Source organism: Pseudomonas sp. MWU13-2862, assembly GCF_023242495.1.
GTDB classification, from domain to species: domain Bacteria; phylum Pseudomonadota; class Gammaproteobacteria; order Pseudomonadales; family Pseudomonadaceae; genus Aquipseudomonas; species Aquipseudomonas gingeri_D.
Genome location: NZ_JALMEZ010000001.1, coordinates 606,707 through 623,791, shown reverse-complemented (window position 1 = coordinate 623,791; position 17,085 = coordinate 606,707). Strand labels below are relative to the sequence as shown.

Below are 17,085 nucleotides of genomic sequence, written 5' to 3'. Positions count from 1 at the left end.
CAAACACATGAGCTTCGGCGCCGATGAAGAGATCCTTCAGGATTTTCTGGTTGAGGCCGGCGAGATTCTGGAGCAACTGTCCGAACAACTGGTCGAGCTGGAAAGCCGGCCAGATGATGCGGATCTGCTCAATGCAATCTTTCGCGGTTTTCACACTGTAAAAGGGGGCGCCGGCTTCCTCCAGCTCAACGAGCTGGTGGAGTGCTGTCACATCGCCGAGAACGTGTTCGACATCCTGCGCAAGGGGGAGCGACGCGTCGACTCGGAGCTGATGGACGTGGTCCTGGAAGCGCTGGATGCGGTGAACGGCATGTTCAGCGAAGTCCGTGAACGTGGCCCGATCACTGCGGCCACCCCGGAGCTGCTGGCGGCCTTGGCGCGCCTGGCGGAACCGGCGGGTGCCGAGGAAGTGGCCGCGCCAGTGGCCGAAGTGGCGGAGCCGGAACCGGTCGCTGAAAGCGAATCCGGCGACATCACCGATAACGAATTCGAAATGCTGCTCGACTCCCTGAACAGCGTCAAGGCCGAAGCCGAGGCGCCCAAAGCGGTGGCTGCGGTACAAGGCGAGGCCGGTGGCGATGAGATCACCGACGCCGAGTTCGAATCCCTGCTCGACCAGTTGCACGGCAAGGGCCAGTTCGCGCCGGATGCCGTGGCGGCGCCCACTCCGCCGGCAGCACCGGCGGCGGCCAGCGGTGGGGCTGAAAAAAGTAGCGATATCACCGACGACGAATTCGAAGCCTTGCTCGACCAGTTGCATGGCAAGGGTTCGTTCAAGGTCGAGGCGCTCGATACCACTCCGGCTGCGGCTCAGGCGGCCGAGAAAACCGGCGCTGCAAGCGGCGACCTGATCACCGACCAGGAATTCGAATCGCTGCTCGACGAGCTGCATGGCAAGGGCAAGTTCACCGAAGTGGCCGCGACCACGGCGGTGGCCACGCCGGCCGCGACCAAACCGGCTGCCGCCGCACCTGCACCGGTTGCCAAGGCGCCAGCGCCGGTCGCAGCGACGCCAGCACCGGCCAAGGCCGCACCGGCACCTGCCGCCGCCGCGCCGGCTCCGGCCCGTGCCCCGGCGCCTGCCGCTGCGGCCGGCGACAAGCCGGCCGCCAGCGAAGCGGAAACCACCGTGCGGGTCGATACCGCGCGCCTGGACGAGATCATGAACATGGTCGGCGAACTGGTGCTGGTGCGTAACCGCCTGGTGCGCCTGGGCTTGAACAGCGGCGATGAAGCCATGTCCAAGGCCGTGTCCAACCTCGACGTGGTGACCGCCGACCTGCAGACCGCGGTGATGAAAACCCGCATGCAGCCGATCAAGAAAGTCTTCGGCCGCTTCCCGCGCCTGGTTCGCGACCTGGCCCGGCAGTTGAAGAAAGAGATCAACCTGGAACTGGTGGGCGAAGAGACCGACCTCGACAAGAACCTGGTGGAGGCCCTGGCCGACCCGCTGGTCCACTTGGTGCGCAACTCGGTCGACCACGGTATCGAAGAACCGGCCGACCGCGAAGCCATGGGCAAGTCCCGCAGCGGTCGGGTCATCCTCTCCGCCGAGCAGGAAGGCGACCACATCCTGCTGTCGATCTCCGATGACGGCAAGGGCATGGACGCCGACGTGCTGCGCAGTATCGCGGTGAAGAAGGGCCTGATGGACAAGGATGCGGCCGATCGCCTGAGCGAGACCGACTGCTTCAACCTGATCTTCGCCCCGGGCTTCTCGACCAAGACCGAGATTTCCGACGTGTCAGGGCGTGGCGTGGGCATGGACGTGGTGAAAACCAAGATCGCCCAGCTCAACGGTACCATCAACATCTACTCGACCAAGGGCAAGGGTTCGAAGATCGTCATCAAGGTCCCGTTGACCCTGGCGATCATGCCGACCCTGATGGTCATGCTCGGCAACCAGGCTTTTGCCTTCCCGCTGGTCAACGTCAACGAGATCTTCCACCTCGACCTGTCGCGCACCAATGTGGTCGACGGCCAGGAAGTGGTGATCGTCCGCGACAAGGCCCTGCCGCTGTTCTACCTCAAGCGCTGGCTGGTCAGTTCGGCCGCTCATGAGGAGCAGCGCGAAGGCCATGTGGTGATCCTTTCGGTGGGCACCCAGCGGATCGGCTTTGTCGTCGATCAGTTGGTCGGCCAGGAAGAAGTGGTCATCAAACCGCTGGGCAAGATGCTGCAAGGGACCCCGGGCATGTCGGGCGCCACCATTACCGGTGACGGTCGCATTGCCCTGATTCTCGACGTGCCGAGCATGCTCAAGCGTTACGCCGCACGGCGTATTTGATTCTGGCCCGGCGGCTGGGCTTAAGCCCGCCGCCGTGCCTAACGGAGTGTTTATGGTAGTCAAGGTCCTGGTGGTGGATGATTCGGGGTTTTTCCGCCGCCGCGTCTCGGAAATTCTTTCGGCGGATCCAAGCATTCAGGTCGTCGGTACGGCGACCAACGGTAAAGAAGCCATCGATCAGGCCCTGGCCCTCAAGCCGGACGTGATTACCATGGACTACGAGATGCCGATGATGGACGGCATCACGGCGGTGCGGCATATCATGCAGCGCTGCCCGACGCCGGTGCTGATGTTCTCGTCCCTCACCCACGAAGGCGCCCGGGTCACCCTCGATGCGCTGGACGCCGGGGCCGTGGACTTCCTGCCGAAGAATTTCGAAGATATCTCGCGCAACCCGGAGAAGGTCAAGCAGCTGCTGTGCGAGAAGGTTCACAGCATCTCGCGCAGTAACCGCCGCTTCAGCAGTGTGCCTGCTGCCGCGCCGTCTCCGGCCCCTACGCCGACACCGGCGTCCAGCAGCTACGGCAGCCCGGCTCCGGCACCCGTGCGCACCACCCCGGTGGCCAGTCGCGCTCCGGCGCCCGCACACGCCGCGGTCTCGACCTCCGGCGCGCCGAAGCGCAAGGCCTACAAGCTGGTTGCCATCGGTACCTCCACCGGTGGTCCGGTAGCCCTGCAGCGGGTCCTGACCCAGTTGCCGGCCAGCTTCCCGGCGCCCATCGTGTTGATCCAGCATATGCCGGCGGCCTTCACCAAGGCTTTTGCCGAACGTCTGGACAAGCTTTGCCAGATCAGCGTCAAGGAAGCCGAGGATGGCGACATCCTGCGTCCCGGGCTGGCCCTGCTCGCTCCGGGCGGCAAGCAGATGATGATCGACGGGCGTGGCGCGGTGAAAATCCTGCCAGGCGATGAGCGTCTGAACTACAAGCCTTGTGTGGATATCACCTTCGGTTCCGCGGCCAAGTCCTACGGTGACAAAGTTCTGGCGGTGGTCCTCACCGGCATGGGTGCCGATGGTCGTGAAGGCGCGCGCCTGCTCAAGCAGGGCGGCAGTGCCATCTGGGCCCAGGACGAAGCCAGTTGCGTGATCTACGGCATGCCCATGGCCATCGTCAAGGCTGAGCTGGCCGATGCGGTGTACAGCCTCGATGAAATCGGCAAGCACCTGGTCGAGGCTTGTCTCTGATGGATGTGTTGAGCCTTATCGGGATGATTCTGGCGTTTGTCGCCATCATCGGCGGCAACTTCCTCGAAGGTGGTCACCTGGGGGCCCTGGCCAACGGTCCGGCCGCCTTGATCGTGCTGGGCGGGACCATCGGCGCGGCCTTGCTGCAATCGCCGATGAGCGCGTTCAAGCGCGCCATGCAGATTCTCATCTGGATCCTCTTTCCACCGCGTATCGATCTGCCTGCCGGCGTCGAGCGCGTGGTCAACTGGAGTCTGACGGCGCGCAAGGAAGGCCTGTTGGGCCTGGAAAGCATCGCCGAGGCCGAGCCCGACACCTACTCGCGCAAGGGCCTGCAACTGCTGGTCGACGGTGCCGAGCCGGAAGCCATCCGCAGCATCCTCGAAGTGGACTTCTACACCCAGGAAAGCCGTGATATCGAGGCCGCCAAGGTCTTCGAAAGCATGGGCGGCTATGCGCCGACCATCGGTATCATCGGTGCGGTGATGGGCTTGATTCACGTGATGGGCAACCTCGGCGACCCCTCGCAACTGGGTAGCGGGATTGCCGTGGCCTTTGTCGCGACCATCTACGGCGTGGCCAGTGCCAACCTGATACTGCTGCCGGTGGCCAGCAAGCTCAAGTCGATTGCCTTTCGCCAGTCGCGTTATCGGGAAATGCTCCTCGAGGGCATCCTGTCGATTGCCGAGGGCGAGAACCCGCGCTCCATTGAATTGAAGCTGCAAGGCTTCATGGAGTGATGGAGTAGACATGGCCAGACGTCGCCAACACGAAGAGCATGTGAATCACGAGCGCTGGTTGGTTTCCTACGCTGACTTCATCACGCTGCTGTTCGCCTTTTTCGTGGTCATGTACTCGATTTCCTCGATCAACGAAGGCAAGTACAAGGTGATCTCCCAGGCGCTGGTCGGGGTCTTCAACGACGCCGACCGCAGCCTCAAGCCGATTCCCATCGGTGACGAGCGCCCGGTCACGGTCAAGCCGGCCGACCCGCTGATCAAGGATGTCGATCAGACCGATGCCGCCATCGGCCAGGGGGCCAAGGACCCGCTCAAGAGCATCGCCGACGATATCAGCGCGGCGTTCGGCGACCTGATCAGTTCCAACCAGATGACCGTGCGCGGCAACGAACTGTGGGTCGAGATCGAACTCAACTCCAGCCTGCTGTTCGGCAGCGGCGATGCAATGCCCAGTGACATGGCGTTCAACATCATCGAGAAGGTGGCGAAGATCCTCAAACCCTTCGACAACCCGATCCACGTCGAAGGCTTTACCGACGACCAGCCGATCCGTACCGCGCAATATCCCACCAACTGGGAGCTGTCCTCGGCCCGTTCGGCGAGTATCGTGCGGATGATGGCCATGGACGGGGTCAACCCCGGCCGGCTGGCATCGGTGGGGTATGGCGAGTTCCAGCCGGTGGCCAACAATGCCACCGCCGAAGGCCGGGCGCGCAACCGGCGGGTGGTGCTGGTGGTGTCGCGTAATCTCGACGTACGCCGCAGCCTGACCGGTACCGGCACGGCCAATGCAACACCGGACGCGGCCTTGAAGCGTGCTGGCACACAAACTGCACCGCCAGCGATAAAGCAAGCGGTACGCGAGAAGGCCGTCAAATCTCCGGCACCTGCTCTATAACTTGGCGCTATTTCTCGGCCGGCTTGACGCCGGGCGGGAGGAATACACTGAATGAGAGTCTGGGCAGTAGCCAATCAAAAGGGTGGCGTCGGTAAGACCACTTCCTCCATCGCTTTAGCCGGATTGCTGGCCGAGGCGGGCAAGCGCGTGGTCGTGGTCGACCTCGACCCCCACGGCTCGATGACCAGCTATTTCGGTTATGACCCCGATACCCTGGAACACAGCACCTTCGACCTGTTCCAGCACCGGGGCACGGTTCCTGTGGGCTTGCCCGGGCAATTGCTGCTGTCCACCAGCGACGAGCGGATTTCCCTATTGCCCTCCAGCACCGCCCTGGCGACCCTTGAGCGCTTGTCGCCGGGCCAGAGCGGCCTGGGCCTGGTGATCGCCAAGAGTCTGGCGCAGCTGTGGCAGGACTTCGATTACGCGGTGATCGACAGCCCGCCGCTGCTGGGTGTATTGATGGTCAACGCCTTGGCGGCGAGCCAGCAACTGGTGGTGCCGGTACAGACCGAACATCTGGCGGTCAAGGGACTGGAACGGATGGTCAACACCCTGGCGATGATCAACCGTTCACGCAAGCAGGCCTTGCCCTACACCATCGTACCGACCTTGTTCGATCGCCGGACCCAGGCGTCCATGGGGACTCTGCGGGTCCTGCGCGACAAGTTCCCGGAGACCATCTGGGAAGGCTACATTCCGGTCGACACGCGCCTGCGCGATGCCAGCCGGGCGGGTGTCACACCGTCGCAGTTCGACGGCAAGAGCCGGGGCGTGCTGGCCTATCGGGCCTTGCTCAAGCACTTGCTGACCCAACAACTCATTCCGCAGGTGGCCTGACGTGTCCCAGTCCTCAAGTCATCTGCCTGTCCAGCCGATACCCTTTACAGGTTACTGTAACGGGACATCTCCATGGGCATGCACATGATCCGTCCTGTCGAAATCACCACACGGCCGCAAGTGGCGCTGCAATCCTATCTGGATGCACTGCTGCAGGAGGCGACCGAAGAGTTGCCGGTGGAAATCGCCGTCGAGGTGCCGGTCGCGGTACCGCTGCTGGTAGAGACGAGCGTGGCCAGCGAGCTGGACGAGTTCCAGGCCGCCGTGCTCGAAGAGCAGGCCCGCGATGCCCTGGCCGCGCAAGCCGTGGTTGCCGCACCCGTGGTGACGGCGCCTGCGCCAGTGCCAGTGGTGTTGGAAGCGCCAGTGGCGATACCGCAGGTTGTGCCGGTCGCGCCCGTGGTGGTGGAGCCGGTGGTCGAGGTGCATCTGCCGCCCGCGGCGAATATCCCGCCGCCACCGATGCAGGGCGACGAGCGTCCCCATTGGGCGGCCGAGCCTTTCGAATGCCTGCTGTTCGACGTCGCCGGGCTGACCCTGGCGGTGCCGCTGGTCTGCCTGGGGTCGATCTATTCGCTGGCGGGGCACGAGCTGACGCCATTGTTCGGACAGCCGGAATGGTTCCTCGGGATCCTGCCGAGCCAGGCCGGCAACCTGAAAGTGCTGGATACCGCGCGCTGGGTGATGCCGGACCGTTATCGCGACGATTTCCGTCAGGGGCTGCAATATGTGATCTCGGTCCAGGGCTACGAATGGGGGCTGGCGGTGCATCAGGTCAGCCGTTCTCTGCGCCTGGACCCCAACGAAATCAAATGGCGTACCCATCGTGGACAGCGGCCGTGGCTGGCCGGCACGGTCATCGAACACATGTGTGCGTTGCTCGACGTCTCCGAACTGGCTGAACTGATCGCCAGCGGTGCGGTGAAACATCTGCAAACGAACAAGCCGGCCGGTAAACCAGCCAGCAAACCAACGAACAAATAACGGCGTCCTAGCGGTCCCCCCGCGAGGCTTGCCAGAGCACACACCGTATCAACGGTCATTGAGGGTCAGGGGTATGAATAAGTCGTCGTCCGCACAGAGTTCCGAAGATCCGATCCTGCAATGGGTAACCTTCAAGCTGGATAACGAGTCCTATGGGATCAACGTGATGCGCGTCCAGGAAGTCCTGCGCTACACCGAGATCGCCCCGGTACCGGGTGCACCGAGCTACGTGCTGGGGATCATCAACCTGCGCGGCAACGTGGTCACCGTGATCGACACCCGCCAGCGTTTTGGCCTGATGCCGACCGAAGTGAACGACAACACCCGTATCGTGATCATCGAGGCCGACAAGCAAGTGGTCGGCATCATGGTCGACAGCGTGGCCGAAGTGGTCTATCTGCGTCAGTCGGAAGTCGAAACCGCGCCGAACGTGGGTAACGACGAATCGGCCAAGTTCATCCAGGGCGTGTGCAACAAGAACAACGAACTGCTGATTCTGGTTGAGCTGGACAAAATGATGAGCGAAGAAGAATGGTCCGAGCTGGAGAGCATCTGATTGATTCTTGAGGTCGCCGTTATTCTCCTGGCCCTGTTGTGGGCCGGGACCGTAGGGATGTTTGTGGTCTATGCCCGCAACCAGCGTCTGATTGCCGGGCAGCAGGCCGAGGGCGATGCGTTGCGGGACCAGCGCATCAAGGAGCTGGCGCGGCGCGTGGATAACTTCCAGAACGGCACCGTGCGCATGGGCGAGGACCTGCACGAGCTGCGGGCCGTCGTCGCGCCGCTACCGGAAAAGCTTGCCCAACTGGAGCAGCGTGATCCGTCGAGCCTGTCCTTCGCCCAGGCGGCACGGCTGGTGGGGATGGGGGCCAGCGTTGATGAATTGACGCAGTCCTGCGGCCTGACCCAGGCCGAGGCGGAACTGATGAGCAAGTTGCATCGGGGTTGAAGCCTTCGTCGTTGGCCTGACCCTGGCGCCCTTGGATGGGCGCCACAAGGTTCAGTGACGGGTCGCGATCCAGATCAGCAAGCCGGCCTGGAACATCGCAAAGGCCACCAGGCAGGTGATGGTGAAGCGCAGGCCGGTGTCTTCACGCTTGAATTTGCTCACGCGTTCTTCCTGCTGGCGCAGCTTCACTTCCTGTTCCAGCAGGTTCTGTTCGGCGGTCTGCAGCATCTGCGCCGCTTCGAGTATTTCGACGAATTGCAGTTTTTCGGTGTTCCACGCCGTGCGCAGGTCGCCGACCCGCACGTCCTTGTAGCTGCCCTTGAGGTGCAGGGGGGCATCCGCGTATTCGACTTCGTAACCCTGGACTTTCAGGAAGTGATCGCGGCGCAGGCGGGTGTCTTCGTTCAGGGCGTCCTTGTTTTGCAGGGTGGCGCCATCGACCACGTAATGTGAGCCCTTCTTCTGGGCCCAGATCGCCGCCTGGGCGGCCAGGAAACGTCCGATACCGCGATTCATCGGCTCGACCTGCAAGCCGCTTTCCGGTCCGAAATGCACGCGCTTGGTGCTGTGGTCGACCCACACGTCCAGGTGGTTCTGTTCCTTGCGCACCCGTTGTCCCGGCAGCTGGATCTCCAGGCGCAGCAGGCTGCGTTCCTTGCTATGGCGCTCGGCGTAGCCGAACTGGACAAACCGCAGGGGGCGGGCGCCGGTGCTGCGCTCGGTGGGCAGGGGCGCCAGGCGCAGCAGCTTGAAATGCTCGGCCTGGACGTCCGCCCACGGCAGCTCCACGGGCGGGGCCTCGGCGGCTTCGGCGGTGTTTTCGGTTGAGGCTTGGGGTTCAGTCATTCGGCAAGATCCTGTCCGTATCCAGCTTGCCGGTCACAATATCGGTACCGGCAATGACTTATCGGCCGTTTTTGGCAGGACTGGAGCAGAAAGTGCCCTTGGGCCTGGCACCGGTCCTGTAGCGGTCTTGAGGGCCTCTTCGCGGGCAAGCCCAGCTCCTACAGTCCAGTGTCGAACACAAATTTTACACACGACACTGAACTGTAGGAGCTGGGCTTGCCCGCGAAGCTTTTGACGCCCTCAAGCCGGGCCTCAGTGATGCGGCAGCCCGTCGATAAAGGCCAGGATCCGGCTGCCCAGTTCGGCGGCCAGAGGCAGTTGCGGGTCCTTGTAGGAGGCCAGCTGGCTCTTGATATCTTCGGGGACGATACGCAGCACATGGTTCATGCCGTCAATCAGCGCCAGCTGCGCGTCCGGCTTGGCGGCCTTGAGCGCCTCGGCATCGCCGACGCCGACCTGGATGTCGTTGCGGCCCTGGACGATCAGTGCGGGCATCTTCAGGCGGGCGAAAGCCGCCGCCGGGTCCTGGCGAAACAGGCTGATCAGGTAGGGCTGGACGCTGGGACGGAAAATCGGCATCAGCGGCGCGGGAATATCGTTGTCCAGGTGCCCGGCCTTGAGGCTGTCGAGCAGAGCGTTGGCCCGCAACATCAATGCCGGCGGCAGGTTATTGGCCAGTTGCTGGCGGACCACGCTGTCGACCGGGCGGCCGCTGCCGGCGACGCTGATCAGCGCCGCGACGTCCAGCTTGGGCGCCGCCAGGGTGGCGATCAATGCGCCCTCGCTGTGGCCGAGCAGGATCAGTGGCCCGAAACGCGGGTCGGCCTTGAGCTTCTCGCCCCAGGCCACTACATCCGCCGTATATCCCTCGATACTCAGGGTTCGCTCGTCGGGTGCGGCCGCCAGGCTGGCGGCCACGCCACGCTTGTCGAAGCGCACACTGGCAATATTGTGACTGGCCAGTACCCCGGCCAGGCGCTTGAGGCTGTCGGTGCGACCGCCATCGGGATTGTTGCCATCGCGATCGGTGGGGCCTGAGCCGGACACGATCAACACCACGGGTACCGGTGCGTCGGAGCGCGGCAGCAGCAACGAGCCGAACAGCTCGCCGCTGCCGGTGTCCAGGGTGATCGGTTGTTGTAGCAGCACGGAGGCTTGGGCAAAACCGCTGAACAGGGTCAGGGCCATCAGAATCAATCGCAGCATTATCACGCCATTATCTACAGAGTGTCGGTTCGACTCGTCATCGAGGATAAGGTTCGAGGATGAACTACGGGGATAGCCCGCGTATACTGCCACGCTTGATCTAGACTCGATTCGCGGAGCGCCCTGCATGTCCGGCAATACTTACGGCAAGCTGTTCACTGTCACCACCGCAGGCGAAAGCCATGGCCCGGCGTTGGTCGCCATTGTCGACGGCTGCCCTCCGGGCCTGGAGTTGTCCCTGGACGACCTGCAGCGCGACCTCGACCGCCGCAAGCCGGGCACCAGCCGCCACACCACCCAGCGCCAGGAAGCCGACGAAGTGGAGATCCTCTCCGGGGTTTTCGAAGGCCGTACCACCGGCTGCGCCATCGGCCTGCTGATCCGCAACACCGACCAGAAGTCCAAGGACTACTCGGCGATCAAGGACCTGTTCCGCCCGGCCCACGCCGACTACACCTATCACCATAAATACGGTGAGCGCGATTATCGCGGCGGCGGCCGCAGTTCCGCCCGGGAAACCGCCATGCGCGTGGCGGCCGGTGCCATCGCGAAGAAGTTCCTGGCCAGCCAGGGCATCGTTATCCGTGGCTACATGAGCCAGTTGGGCCCTATCGAAATCCCGTTCAAGACCTGGGACTCAGTGGAGCAGAATGCCTTTTTCTGTCCCGATCCGGACAAGGTGCCTGAGCTTGAGGCCTATATGGACCAGTTGCGGCGCGACCAGGATTCGGTCGGTGCGAAGATCACCGTGGTTGCCGAAGGCGTGATGCCGGGCCTCGGCGAGCCGATCTTCGACCGCCTGGATGCGGAACTGGCCCATGGGCTGATGAGCATCAACGCGGTCAAGGGGGTCGAGATCGGTGCCGGTTTTGCCTGCGTGGCCCAGCGCGGCACCGAACATCGCGACGAACTGACCCCGGAAGGTTTCCTCAGCAACAACGCCGGCGGCATCCTTGGCGGGATTTCCTCCGGCCAGCCGATTGTCGCGCACCTGGCCCTCAAACCGACCTCGAGCATCACTACGCCGGGACGCTCCATCGATATCCATGGCAACCCGGTGGACGTGATCACCAAGGGCCGTCATGACCCTTGCGTGGGCATCCGTGCCACCCCGATCGCCGAAGCGATGATGGCGATCGTACTGATGGACCACCTGCTGCGTCACCGCGGGCAGAACGCGGACGTGCGGGTCGGCACACCGGTACTGGGCCAGTTGTAATGCCGGGGGCGCCGCTCCCTTACTGGCGGTTGTCCAGTTTCTACCTGTTCTACTTCGCCTTGCTGGGAGCGACGGCGCCGTTCCTGGCGCTGTACTTCCACCATCTGGGGTTTGCCCCGGCGCGGATTGGCGAGCTGGTGGCGATTCCCATGCTGATGCGTTGCGTGGCGCCGAATATCTGGGGCTGGTTGGGTGACTACACGGGCCGGCGCCTGGCGATCGTGCGCTTCGGCGCGGTCTGCACCTTGCTGGCGTTTTCGCTGATCTTCTTCGACAAGAGCTACGCCTGGCTGGCGCTGGTCATGGCCCTGCATGCGTTTTTCTGGCACGCGGTGCTGCCACAGTTCGAAGTCATCACCCTGGCCCATCTGAAGGTCCAGGGCCAGGCGGCACGTTACAGCCAGATCCGCTTGTGGGGTTCCATCGGTTTCATCCTCACGGTGGTGGCACTCGGACGCCTGTTCGAGGCCCTGAGCCTGGATATCTACCCGGTGGCCATTGTGGTGATCATGACCGGTATCGTCCTGAGCAGCGCCTGGGTGCCCAATGCCCAGCCGCCGAGCCAGGGGCCGCGAATACCCGGCGAAGGTTTTCTGCGACAGTTGCGCCGCCCCGGGGTACTGGCGTTCTATGCCTGTGTCGCGCTGATGCAGATGAGCCATGGTCCTTACTACACCTTCCTGACCCTGCACCTGGAAAGCCTCGGCTACACGCGTGGGCTGATCGGCATGCTCTGGGCACTGGGGGTGGTGGCGGAAGTGCTGATGTTCCTGGCCATGAGCCGGATCCTTGCGCGCTTTTCGGTCCGTCGGGTGCTGCTGGCCAGTTTCCTCCTGGCCGCCGTGCGCTGGTTGCTGCTGGGCGCGTTGGCCGATCACCTGGCGGTGCTGTTGTTCGCCCAGGTGCTGCACGCGGCGACCTTTGCCAGCTTTCACGCCTCTGCCATTCATTTCGTGCAACGTAGCTTCGGCGCGCGCCAGCAAGGCCAGGGGCAGGCGTTGTACGCTGCACTGGCCGGTACGGGCGGGGCTTTGGGCGCGCTGTACGCCGGTTATAGCTGGAACAGCCTGGGGCCGACCTGGACCTTCAGCATCGCCAGCCTCGCGGCCCTGGCCGCGGCCATTATCATTGCCACACGCATGGAAGAGGAGCGGCCATGAACCTGACCCGTGAACAATTGAGCCTGGAGATCATCGAGGCCGGGCGCTTTCTGTATGGTCGCGGCTGGTCGCCGGCCACCAGCAGCAACTATTCGACCCGCCTGTCGGCCAGCCAGGCGCTGCTGACGGTGTCTGGCAAGCACAAGGGGCAGTTGGGCCCGGACGATGTGCTCGCCACCGACCTGGCGGGCAACAGCCTGGAGCCGGGCAAGAAGCCCTCGGCCGAAACCCTGTTGCACACCCAGCTCTATACCTGGCGCGGGGAGATCGGCGCGGTGTTGCACACCCATTCGGTGAATGCCACGGTGTTGTCGCGGATGACGCCCGGCGAGTTCATCGAGTTCGAAGACTATGAGCTGCAAAAGGCTTTCTCCGGGGTCACGACCCATGAGTCCCGGGTGCGGGTGCCGATCTTCGATAATGACCAGGATATTGCGCGGCTGGCAGCCAAGGTGCAGCCTTGGCTCGAGGCGCATCCCGATTGCGTCGGTTATCTGATTCGCGGGCACGGTCTCTACACCTGGGGGGCGCGCATGAGCGACGCCCTGCGCCAGATCGAAGCGTTCGAGTTTCTCTTTGAATGTGAGTTGAAAGTCCGTTCGCTGCGGTCTTCCTGAATATCGGTTTTTGCACGAACTGTTGATTATCTGATTATCCGGCGCGTCGGACCGGCCTCCAGAGCAGGTCGACGCAGAGCCCAGTCGAGGAATAGAGTCCCATGAGCAGCCTGTCCGTTTATCACGTTTCAAGCCCGGACCTCCCGAACAAGGTCCTGACCCACGTCGACGACATCGCTTCGACCCTGGCCGAGCAAGGGGTGCGTTTCGACCGTTGGCAAGCTGCCGCGCCGATTCAGCCCGGTGCCAGCCAGGAAGAGGTGATCGCCGCCTACCAGGTGCAGATCGACCGTCTGATGACCGAGCGCGGCTACATCACCGTCGACGTCGTCAGCCTGAACAGTGATCACCCGCAGAAGGCTGAGTTGCGCGCCAAGTTCCTCGACGAGCACCGGCATGCCGAAGACGAAGTGCGTTTCTTCGTTGCCGGTCGCGGTCTGTTCTCCCTGCACATCGGCGAGTATGTCTACGCCGTGCTCTGTGAAAAGAACGACCTGATTTCGGTACCGGCCGGTACGCCGCACTGGTTCGATATGGGCGAACACCCACATTTCGTCGCCATTCGCCTGTTCAACAACCCCGAAGGCTGGGTCGCCCAGTTCACCGGCGAGGACATCGCCAACCGTTTCCCGCGTCTCGAAGACTGAGTCCGCCATTCCACCCAGAAGGATCCGACATGCCGATCAAAGCCATCCTCACGGATATCGAAGGCACCACCAGTGCGGTGAGCTTTGTCTTCGACGTGCTGTTTCCCTACGCGGCCGGGCATTTGCCGGATTTTGTCCGGCAACACGCCGAGCGCCCGGAGGTGGCGGTGCAACTGGGGGCGGTGCGGCTGGACAGCGGTGAGCCGGCGGCGGATGTCGAGCGGGTGATCGAGATTCTCCTCGACTGGCTTGCCGAGGACCGCAAGGCCACGCCGCTCAAGGCCTTGCAAGGCATGGTCTGGCAGCAGGGTTATGAAGCCGGTCAGCTCAAGGGGCATGTGTACCCGGATGCGGTCCGGGCGCTGCAGGACTGGCACGGGCAGGGCTTGGCGCTGTATGTGTATTCCTCGGGCTCGATCCAGGCACAGAAGCTGATCTTCGGCTGTTCCGAGGCCGGTGACCTGTCGCCCTTGTTCAGCGGTTATTTTGATACCACCTCGGGACCCAAGCGCGAAGTCCAGTCTTATCGACATATCAGCGAAGCCATCGGTTGCCCGGCAAGCCAGATCCTGTTCCTCTCGGATATCGTCGAAGAACTCGATGCCGCCCGCCAGGCTGGCATGCTGACCTGCGGCCTGGCGCGCGACGGTGGAGAACTGCCCGGCCACCCGAACGTGAGCAGTTTTGCCGAGATTGATCTGGCGACACTTTAGGTTAAACAGAGCATGGACGGTCGTCTTGATTAAAACTTGAGTCGGCCTTGTGTGTTTTAAGTTGTAGGAAATTGCCTGTTGAAATGTCGGGCATCCCTGTTTGTGTTTGTGGTTGCTTGTTAAATCCCCTTTCTGTGTAACTCTCTGTTTTTTGATGGGTGTTTGTCTGTGGCTAAGAAGCATTGGTCACGGCAGGGAGATCTATTGAAACCAGAGGGAGAAACAATCATGAACGTTCCCGAAATGCTGGGTGCCGATGTCGTGCGCAGAGTTTCTTGCAGGGTGGTCGATATTGCCGATTCGCGAGGGCGGAATAAACAGGATTTTATTCAATCCTCCAAGGCACCGTCCCACGTTGTCGTCCTGCCCGCGCTGGACAAGCCCCGCCGGTGCCGGTTGTCAAAGAGCAAAACCTTGAGCGAAAAGGAACTGGAAGTGTTGCGCTGGGCGCGGGCGGGCAAAACCGTCTGGGAAATCAGCGTTATTCGCGATGTTTCCGAAGCCACGGTCAAGTTTCATCTGCGCAATATCTATCACAAACTGGGTGTGAGCAATCGGGCGCATGCCGTGGGAGAGGCGGTTAATCGTGGCTTGGTGTGAGAGGGTGCAGGCAAGTTGCATGGCACCCGTGGAAGGGCTGCCGGGAGAGTCCGACAGGCTTCAACGGGGTGCTTGTGGTTTTCTGCTTACTGATAGGTCGGCAGTGCGAAGCGGTTCTGGCTTTGCAACAGTGCGATCGACGGTAGTTCACCGGGCTCGCTGGCGAGGTCGCGGCGAATGGCGCTGATCACCCAGGTGAGTTGTTCCGCGGTGTGTAATTGCGCGTAGGAAACCGAGCGCCGGACTTGCTTGCCGTCGCTGGCCTGCAGGGTCAGCAGAATGCCGCCATCCGGACGCGCTTGGGTCGTGACCTTGTAGTTGGAAAATACCGAAGCAAACTTTTCCTGGATCAGGCTCATGTCTATGGACTCCTTTAGCTCATGTAGGGCATGGAGTCATAGGTGCAGTGATTGTGCCAGCATGGAATTTTAAAAAATCACTTATAAAACAATAAGTTATGGTTTTGTTGGTTTTGCGCGGTCGTGCATTTTGCAAGAAAGGCCATCGTGCATCCTGCATTTTGCCGATGTCTGGGCGCTCGGCGCGGGCCTGGTGTCGGGCTGTTCCGTTGCGTTTATTGATTGTCTCTATGGACGCGCTTGAAAAATAGGGCATGACAGCGAGCCGGGGGCTCGGGAAACTGGAGTCCTTTACAGCCCTGTCCAAGCAACGCCAAGGAGCGCTCCATGTCCGACCAGGCCCGACAAATGACCGAAGACCAAGCCGCCGAGTTCGCCGAACAGGTGTTCGATGTGGCGCGCAAAGGCGATGCACCGATGCTTGCGGCCCTGTTGAGCAAAGGCCTGCCGCCGAACCTGCGTAACCACAAGGGCGACACTTTGCTGATGTTGGCCAGTTACCACGGGCATGCCGATGCGGTGCGTGTGTTGCTGGAGCACAAGGCTGATCCGCAGATACAAAACGATAACGGCCAGAGCCCGATTGCCGGCGCGGCGTTCAAGGGCGACCTGGAGATGGTCAGGTTGCTGATCGAAGGCGGGGCCCAGGTCGAGGGGACGTCGAAGGACGGTCGCACGGCGCTGATGATGGCGGCGATGTTCAATCGCACCACGATTGTCGATTACCTGCTCAGCCAGGGCGCCGATCCCCGGGCCCAGGACGCCAACGGCGTCACCGCATTGGCCGCGGCACAGACCATGGGCGCCCAGGACACGGCGGCGCAGTTGCAGAAAATCCTCGGCTGACGCACTGCTGCAAATACCGCGCGGCGGCCATGCTCACTTTTTCGTTGGCTTGCTGCTGCCGGGTATGTGCAGGTAGGACATCACGCTTTCCGTGAGTTCGGTTGCCAGTTTCACGGCTTCCTTGTTGCGCGCCATCACCCCGGCTACCAAGCCTTCGATCAACGCCAGTACCGCGATGTTGGAACTGGTCAACACGGCGTGGTCGGCCGGGGCAAAGAGCACGTGCTGGGCGATGCCGGTCAGCGGCGAGGCCGGCGAGTCGGTGATGGCCAGCACCGTGGCGCCACGCTCGTGGGCAAACCGCGAGAGTTGCAACGTATCCAGGGAATAGCGCGGCAGCGAGATCGCCAGGAGGATGTCCTGGTCGGTAATGGCGGCCAGTCGATAAGCGGCGTTTTCGTTACCGCCCTCCATGCTGATGGCGGTCGCGTCGGCGCAGAAGGGCATCAGGGTCGAAGCCGCGAGGCCGGCCATGTAGACGCTGTTGCCAAACCCGAGGATGTAGATCTTGCGGGCCTGGGTCAGGCAGGTGACAAAGGCTTCGAAGGTCTCGGGGTGGTTGTTGGTGCCGGTGGTGCCGAGGTTACCAATGGCACTCTCGATCTGTTCATGCAGGCCGAAGGCGCCGCCGGGGCGGTGCGCCAGTTCGTTGCGCAGTTTGTCCACCGGCGACACCATCTGCTGCAAGGTCGCTACCAGCTCGGCTTTCATGCCGGTGTAGCCGCCCAGGTTCAGCGCCTTGGCCAGGCGGTTGACCGCGGCGGGCGAGGTGGCGGTGGCCTGCGCCATCTCCTCGATGGTCAGGGTCGCGGCTTTCAACGGATGGCGCAGGATGAAGTCGGCCACCTTGCGCAGCGAGGGCTGCAGGTCGGCAACGATTTCCGCCAGTTTGCGCATGACCGGTGCGGCATAGACCGTAGTGTTTTTCGAGGGGGTCGGCATATCCGGCTCAACAGGTTCTGGGGGTGGAAGGGCGGGTGCCAGTGTA

At 62.6% G+C, this 17,085-nt stretch carries 18 protein-coding genes and 1 pseudogene; 15 read left to right on the top strand and 4 right to left on the bottom strand.

Annotated elements, in window-relative coordinates:
• Positions 1-7: 7 nt before the first annotated feature.
• The 8 genes from M5C56_RS02890 to M5C56_RS02855 all read left to right on the top strand — a co-directional run bounded on the left by M5C56_RS02890 (position 8) and on the right by M5C56_RS02855 (position 7,884).
• Positions 8-2,287, top strand: a complete 2,280-nt coding sequence (locus tag M5C56_RS02890; RefSeq protein WP_103495940.1) for a chemotaxis protein CheA — start codon at positions 8-10, stop codon at positions 2,285-2,287.
• A 52-nt stretch (positions 2,288-2,339) separates the two neighbouring features.
• On the top strand, positions 2,340-3,473 hold the full coding sequence (locus M5C56_RS02885; protein WP_103495939.1) for a chemotaxis response regulator protein-glutamate methylesterase: 1,134 nt from the start codon (positions 2,340-2,342) through the stop codon (positions 3,471-3,473).
• Positions 3,473-4,213: a flagellar motor protein gene (locus M5C56_RS02880; protein ID WP_103495938.1), complete on the top strand. Its 741-nt coding sequence runs from the start codon at positions 3,473-3,475 to the stop codon at positions 4,211-4,213. The genes M5C56_RS02885 and M5C56_RS02880 overlap by 1 nt, the downstream gene beginning before the upstream one ends.
• A gap of 10 nt (positions 4,214-4,223) precedes the next feature.
• Positions 4,224-5,111, top strand: a complete 888-nt coding sequence (gene motD / locus M5C56_RS02875) for a flagellar motor protein MotD (protein ID WP_103495937.1) — start codon at positions 4,224-4,226, stop codon at positions 5,109-5,111.
• A 51-nt stretch (positions 5,112-5,162) separates the two neighbouring features.
• Positions 5,163-5,951: a ParA family protein gene (locus M5C56_RS02870; protein WP_103495936.1), complete on the top strand. Its 789-nt coding sequence runs from the start codon at positions 5,163-5,165 to the stop codon at positions 5,949-5,951.
• An 84-nt stretch (positions 5,952-6,035) separates the two neighbouring features.
• Positions 6,036-6,935, top strand: a complete 900-nt coding sequence (locus M5C56_RS02865; protein ID WP_103495995.1) for a CheW domain-containing protein — start codon at positions 6,036-6,038, stop codon at positions 6,933-6,935.
• A gap of 73 nt (positions 6,936-7,008) precedes the next feature.
• Positions 7,009-7,491 (top strand): chemotaxis protein CheW, encoded by a 483-nt coding sequence (locus M5C56_RS02860; protein WP_040069887.1) that lies wholly within the window; start codon positions 7,009-7,011, stop codon positions 7,489-7,491.
• Positions 7,492-7,884 (top strand): DUF2802 domain-containing protein, encoded by a 393-nt coding sequence (locus M5C56_RS02855; RefSeq protein WP_100939041.1) that lies wholly within the window; start codon positions 7,492-7,494, stop codon positions 7,882-7,884.
• Positions 7,885-7,935: 51 nt separating this feature from the next.
• Here the strand turns inward: M5C56_RS02855 and M5C56_RS02850 are convergent, their stop codons facing one another.
• Together M5C56_RS02850 and M5C56_RS02845 are read right to left on the bottom strand one after the other, a co-directional pair.
• Positions 7,936-8,730, bottom strand: a complete 795-nt coding sequence (locus tag M5C56_RS02850; RefSeq protein ID WP_103495935.1) for a hypothetical protein — start codon at positions 8,728-8,730, stop codon at positions 7,936-7,938.
• A gap of 252 nt (positions 8,731-8,982) precedes the next feature.
• Complete coding sequence (locus M5C56_RS02845) at positions 8,983-9,984, bottom strand: alpha/beta fold hydrolase (RefSeq protein WP_103495994.1); 1,002 nt, start codon at positions 9,982-9,984, stop codon at positions 8,983-8,985.
• A 79-nt stretch (positions 9,985-10,063) separates the two neighbouring features.
• On the opposite strand from M5C56_RS02845, the gene aroC reads away from it, so the two are divergent.
• The 6 genes and pseudogenes from aroC to M5C56_RS02815 all read left to right on the top strand — a co-directional run.
• A complete protein-coding gene (aroC, locus tag M5C56_RS02840) occupies positions 10,064-11,155 on the top strand; it encodes a chorismate synthase (RefSeq protein ID WP_103495934.1) in 1,092 nt (363 codons plus the stop codon).
• Positions 11,155-12,315: an MFS transporter gene (locus M5C56_RS02835; RefSeq protein ID WP_103495933.1), complete on the top strand. Its 1,161-nt coding sequence runs from the start codon at positions 11,155-11,157 to the stop codon at positions 12,313-12,315. The genes aroC and M5C56_RS02835 overlap by 1 nt, the downstream gene beginning before the upstream one ends.
• Complete coding sequence (locus tag M5C56_RS02830; RefSeq protein WP_103495932.1) at positions 12,312-12,932, top strand: methylthioribulose 1-phosphate dehydratase; 621 nt, start codon at positions 12,312-12,314, stop codon at positions 12,930-12,932. The genes M5C56_RS02835 and M5C56_RS02830 overlap by 4 nt, the downstream gene beginning before the upstream one ends.
• A gap of 101 nt (positions 12,933-13,033) precedes the next feature.
• Positions 13,034-13,579 (top strand): acireductone dioxygenase, encoded by a 546-nt coding sequence (locus M5C56_RS02825; protein ID WP_103495931.1) that lies wholly within the window; start codon positions 13,034-13,036, stop codon positions 13,577-13,579.
• A gap of 29 nt (positions 13,580-13,608) precedes the next feature.
• Positions 13,609-14,292, top strand: a complete 684-nt coding sequence (mtnC, locus tag M5C56_RS02820; protein ID WP_103495930.1) for an acireductone synthase — start codon at positions 13,609-13,611, stop codon at positions 14,290-14,292.
• A gap of 405 nt (positions 14,293-14,697) precedes the next feature.
• A pseudogene (locus tag M5C56_RS02815) lies at positions 14,698-14,892 on the top strand (helix-turn-helix transcriptional regulator); the annotation flags it as partial.
• Positions 14,893-14,978: 86 nt separating this feature from the next.
• On the opposite strand, the gene M5C56_RS02810 reads toward M5C56_RS02815, so the two are convergent.
• Positions 14,979-15,251, bottom strand: coding sequence for a DUF3509 domain-containing protein (locus M5C56_RS02810; protein ID WP_103495929.1), 273 nt, complete (start codon positions 15,249-15,251; stop codon positions 14,979-14,981).
• 327 nt (positions 15,252-15,578) lie between these two features.
• On the opposite strand from M5C56_RS02810, the gene M5C56_RS02805 reads away from it, so the two are divergent.
• Positions 15,579-16,097 (top strand): ankyrin repeat domain-containing protein, encoded by a 519-nt coding sequence (locus M5C56_RS02805; protein WP_103495928.1) that lies wholly within the window; start codon positions 15,579-15,581, stop codon positions 16,095-16,097.
• A 33-nt stretch (positions 16,098-16,130) separates the two neighbouring features.
• Here the strand turns inward: M5C56_RS02805 and M5C56_RS02800 are convergent, their stop codons facing one another.
• Positions 16,131-17,039, bottom strand: a complete 909-nt coding sequence (locus M5C56_RS02800; RefSeq protein ID WP_100939052.1) for a MurR/RpiR family transcriptional regulator — start codon at positions 17,037-17,039, stop codon at positions 16,131-16,133.
• Positions 17,040-17,085: the final 46 nt, after the last annotated feature.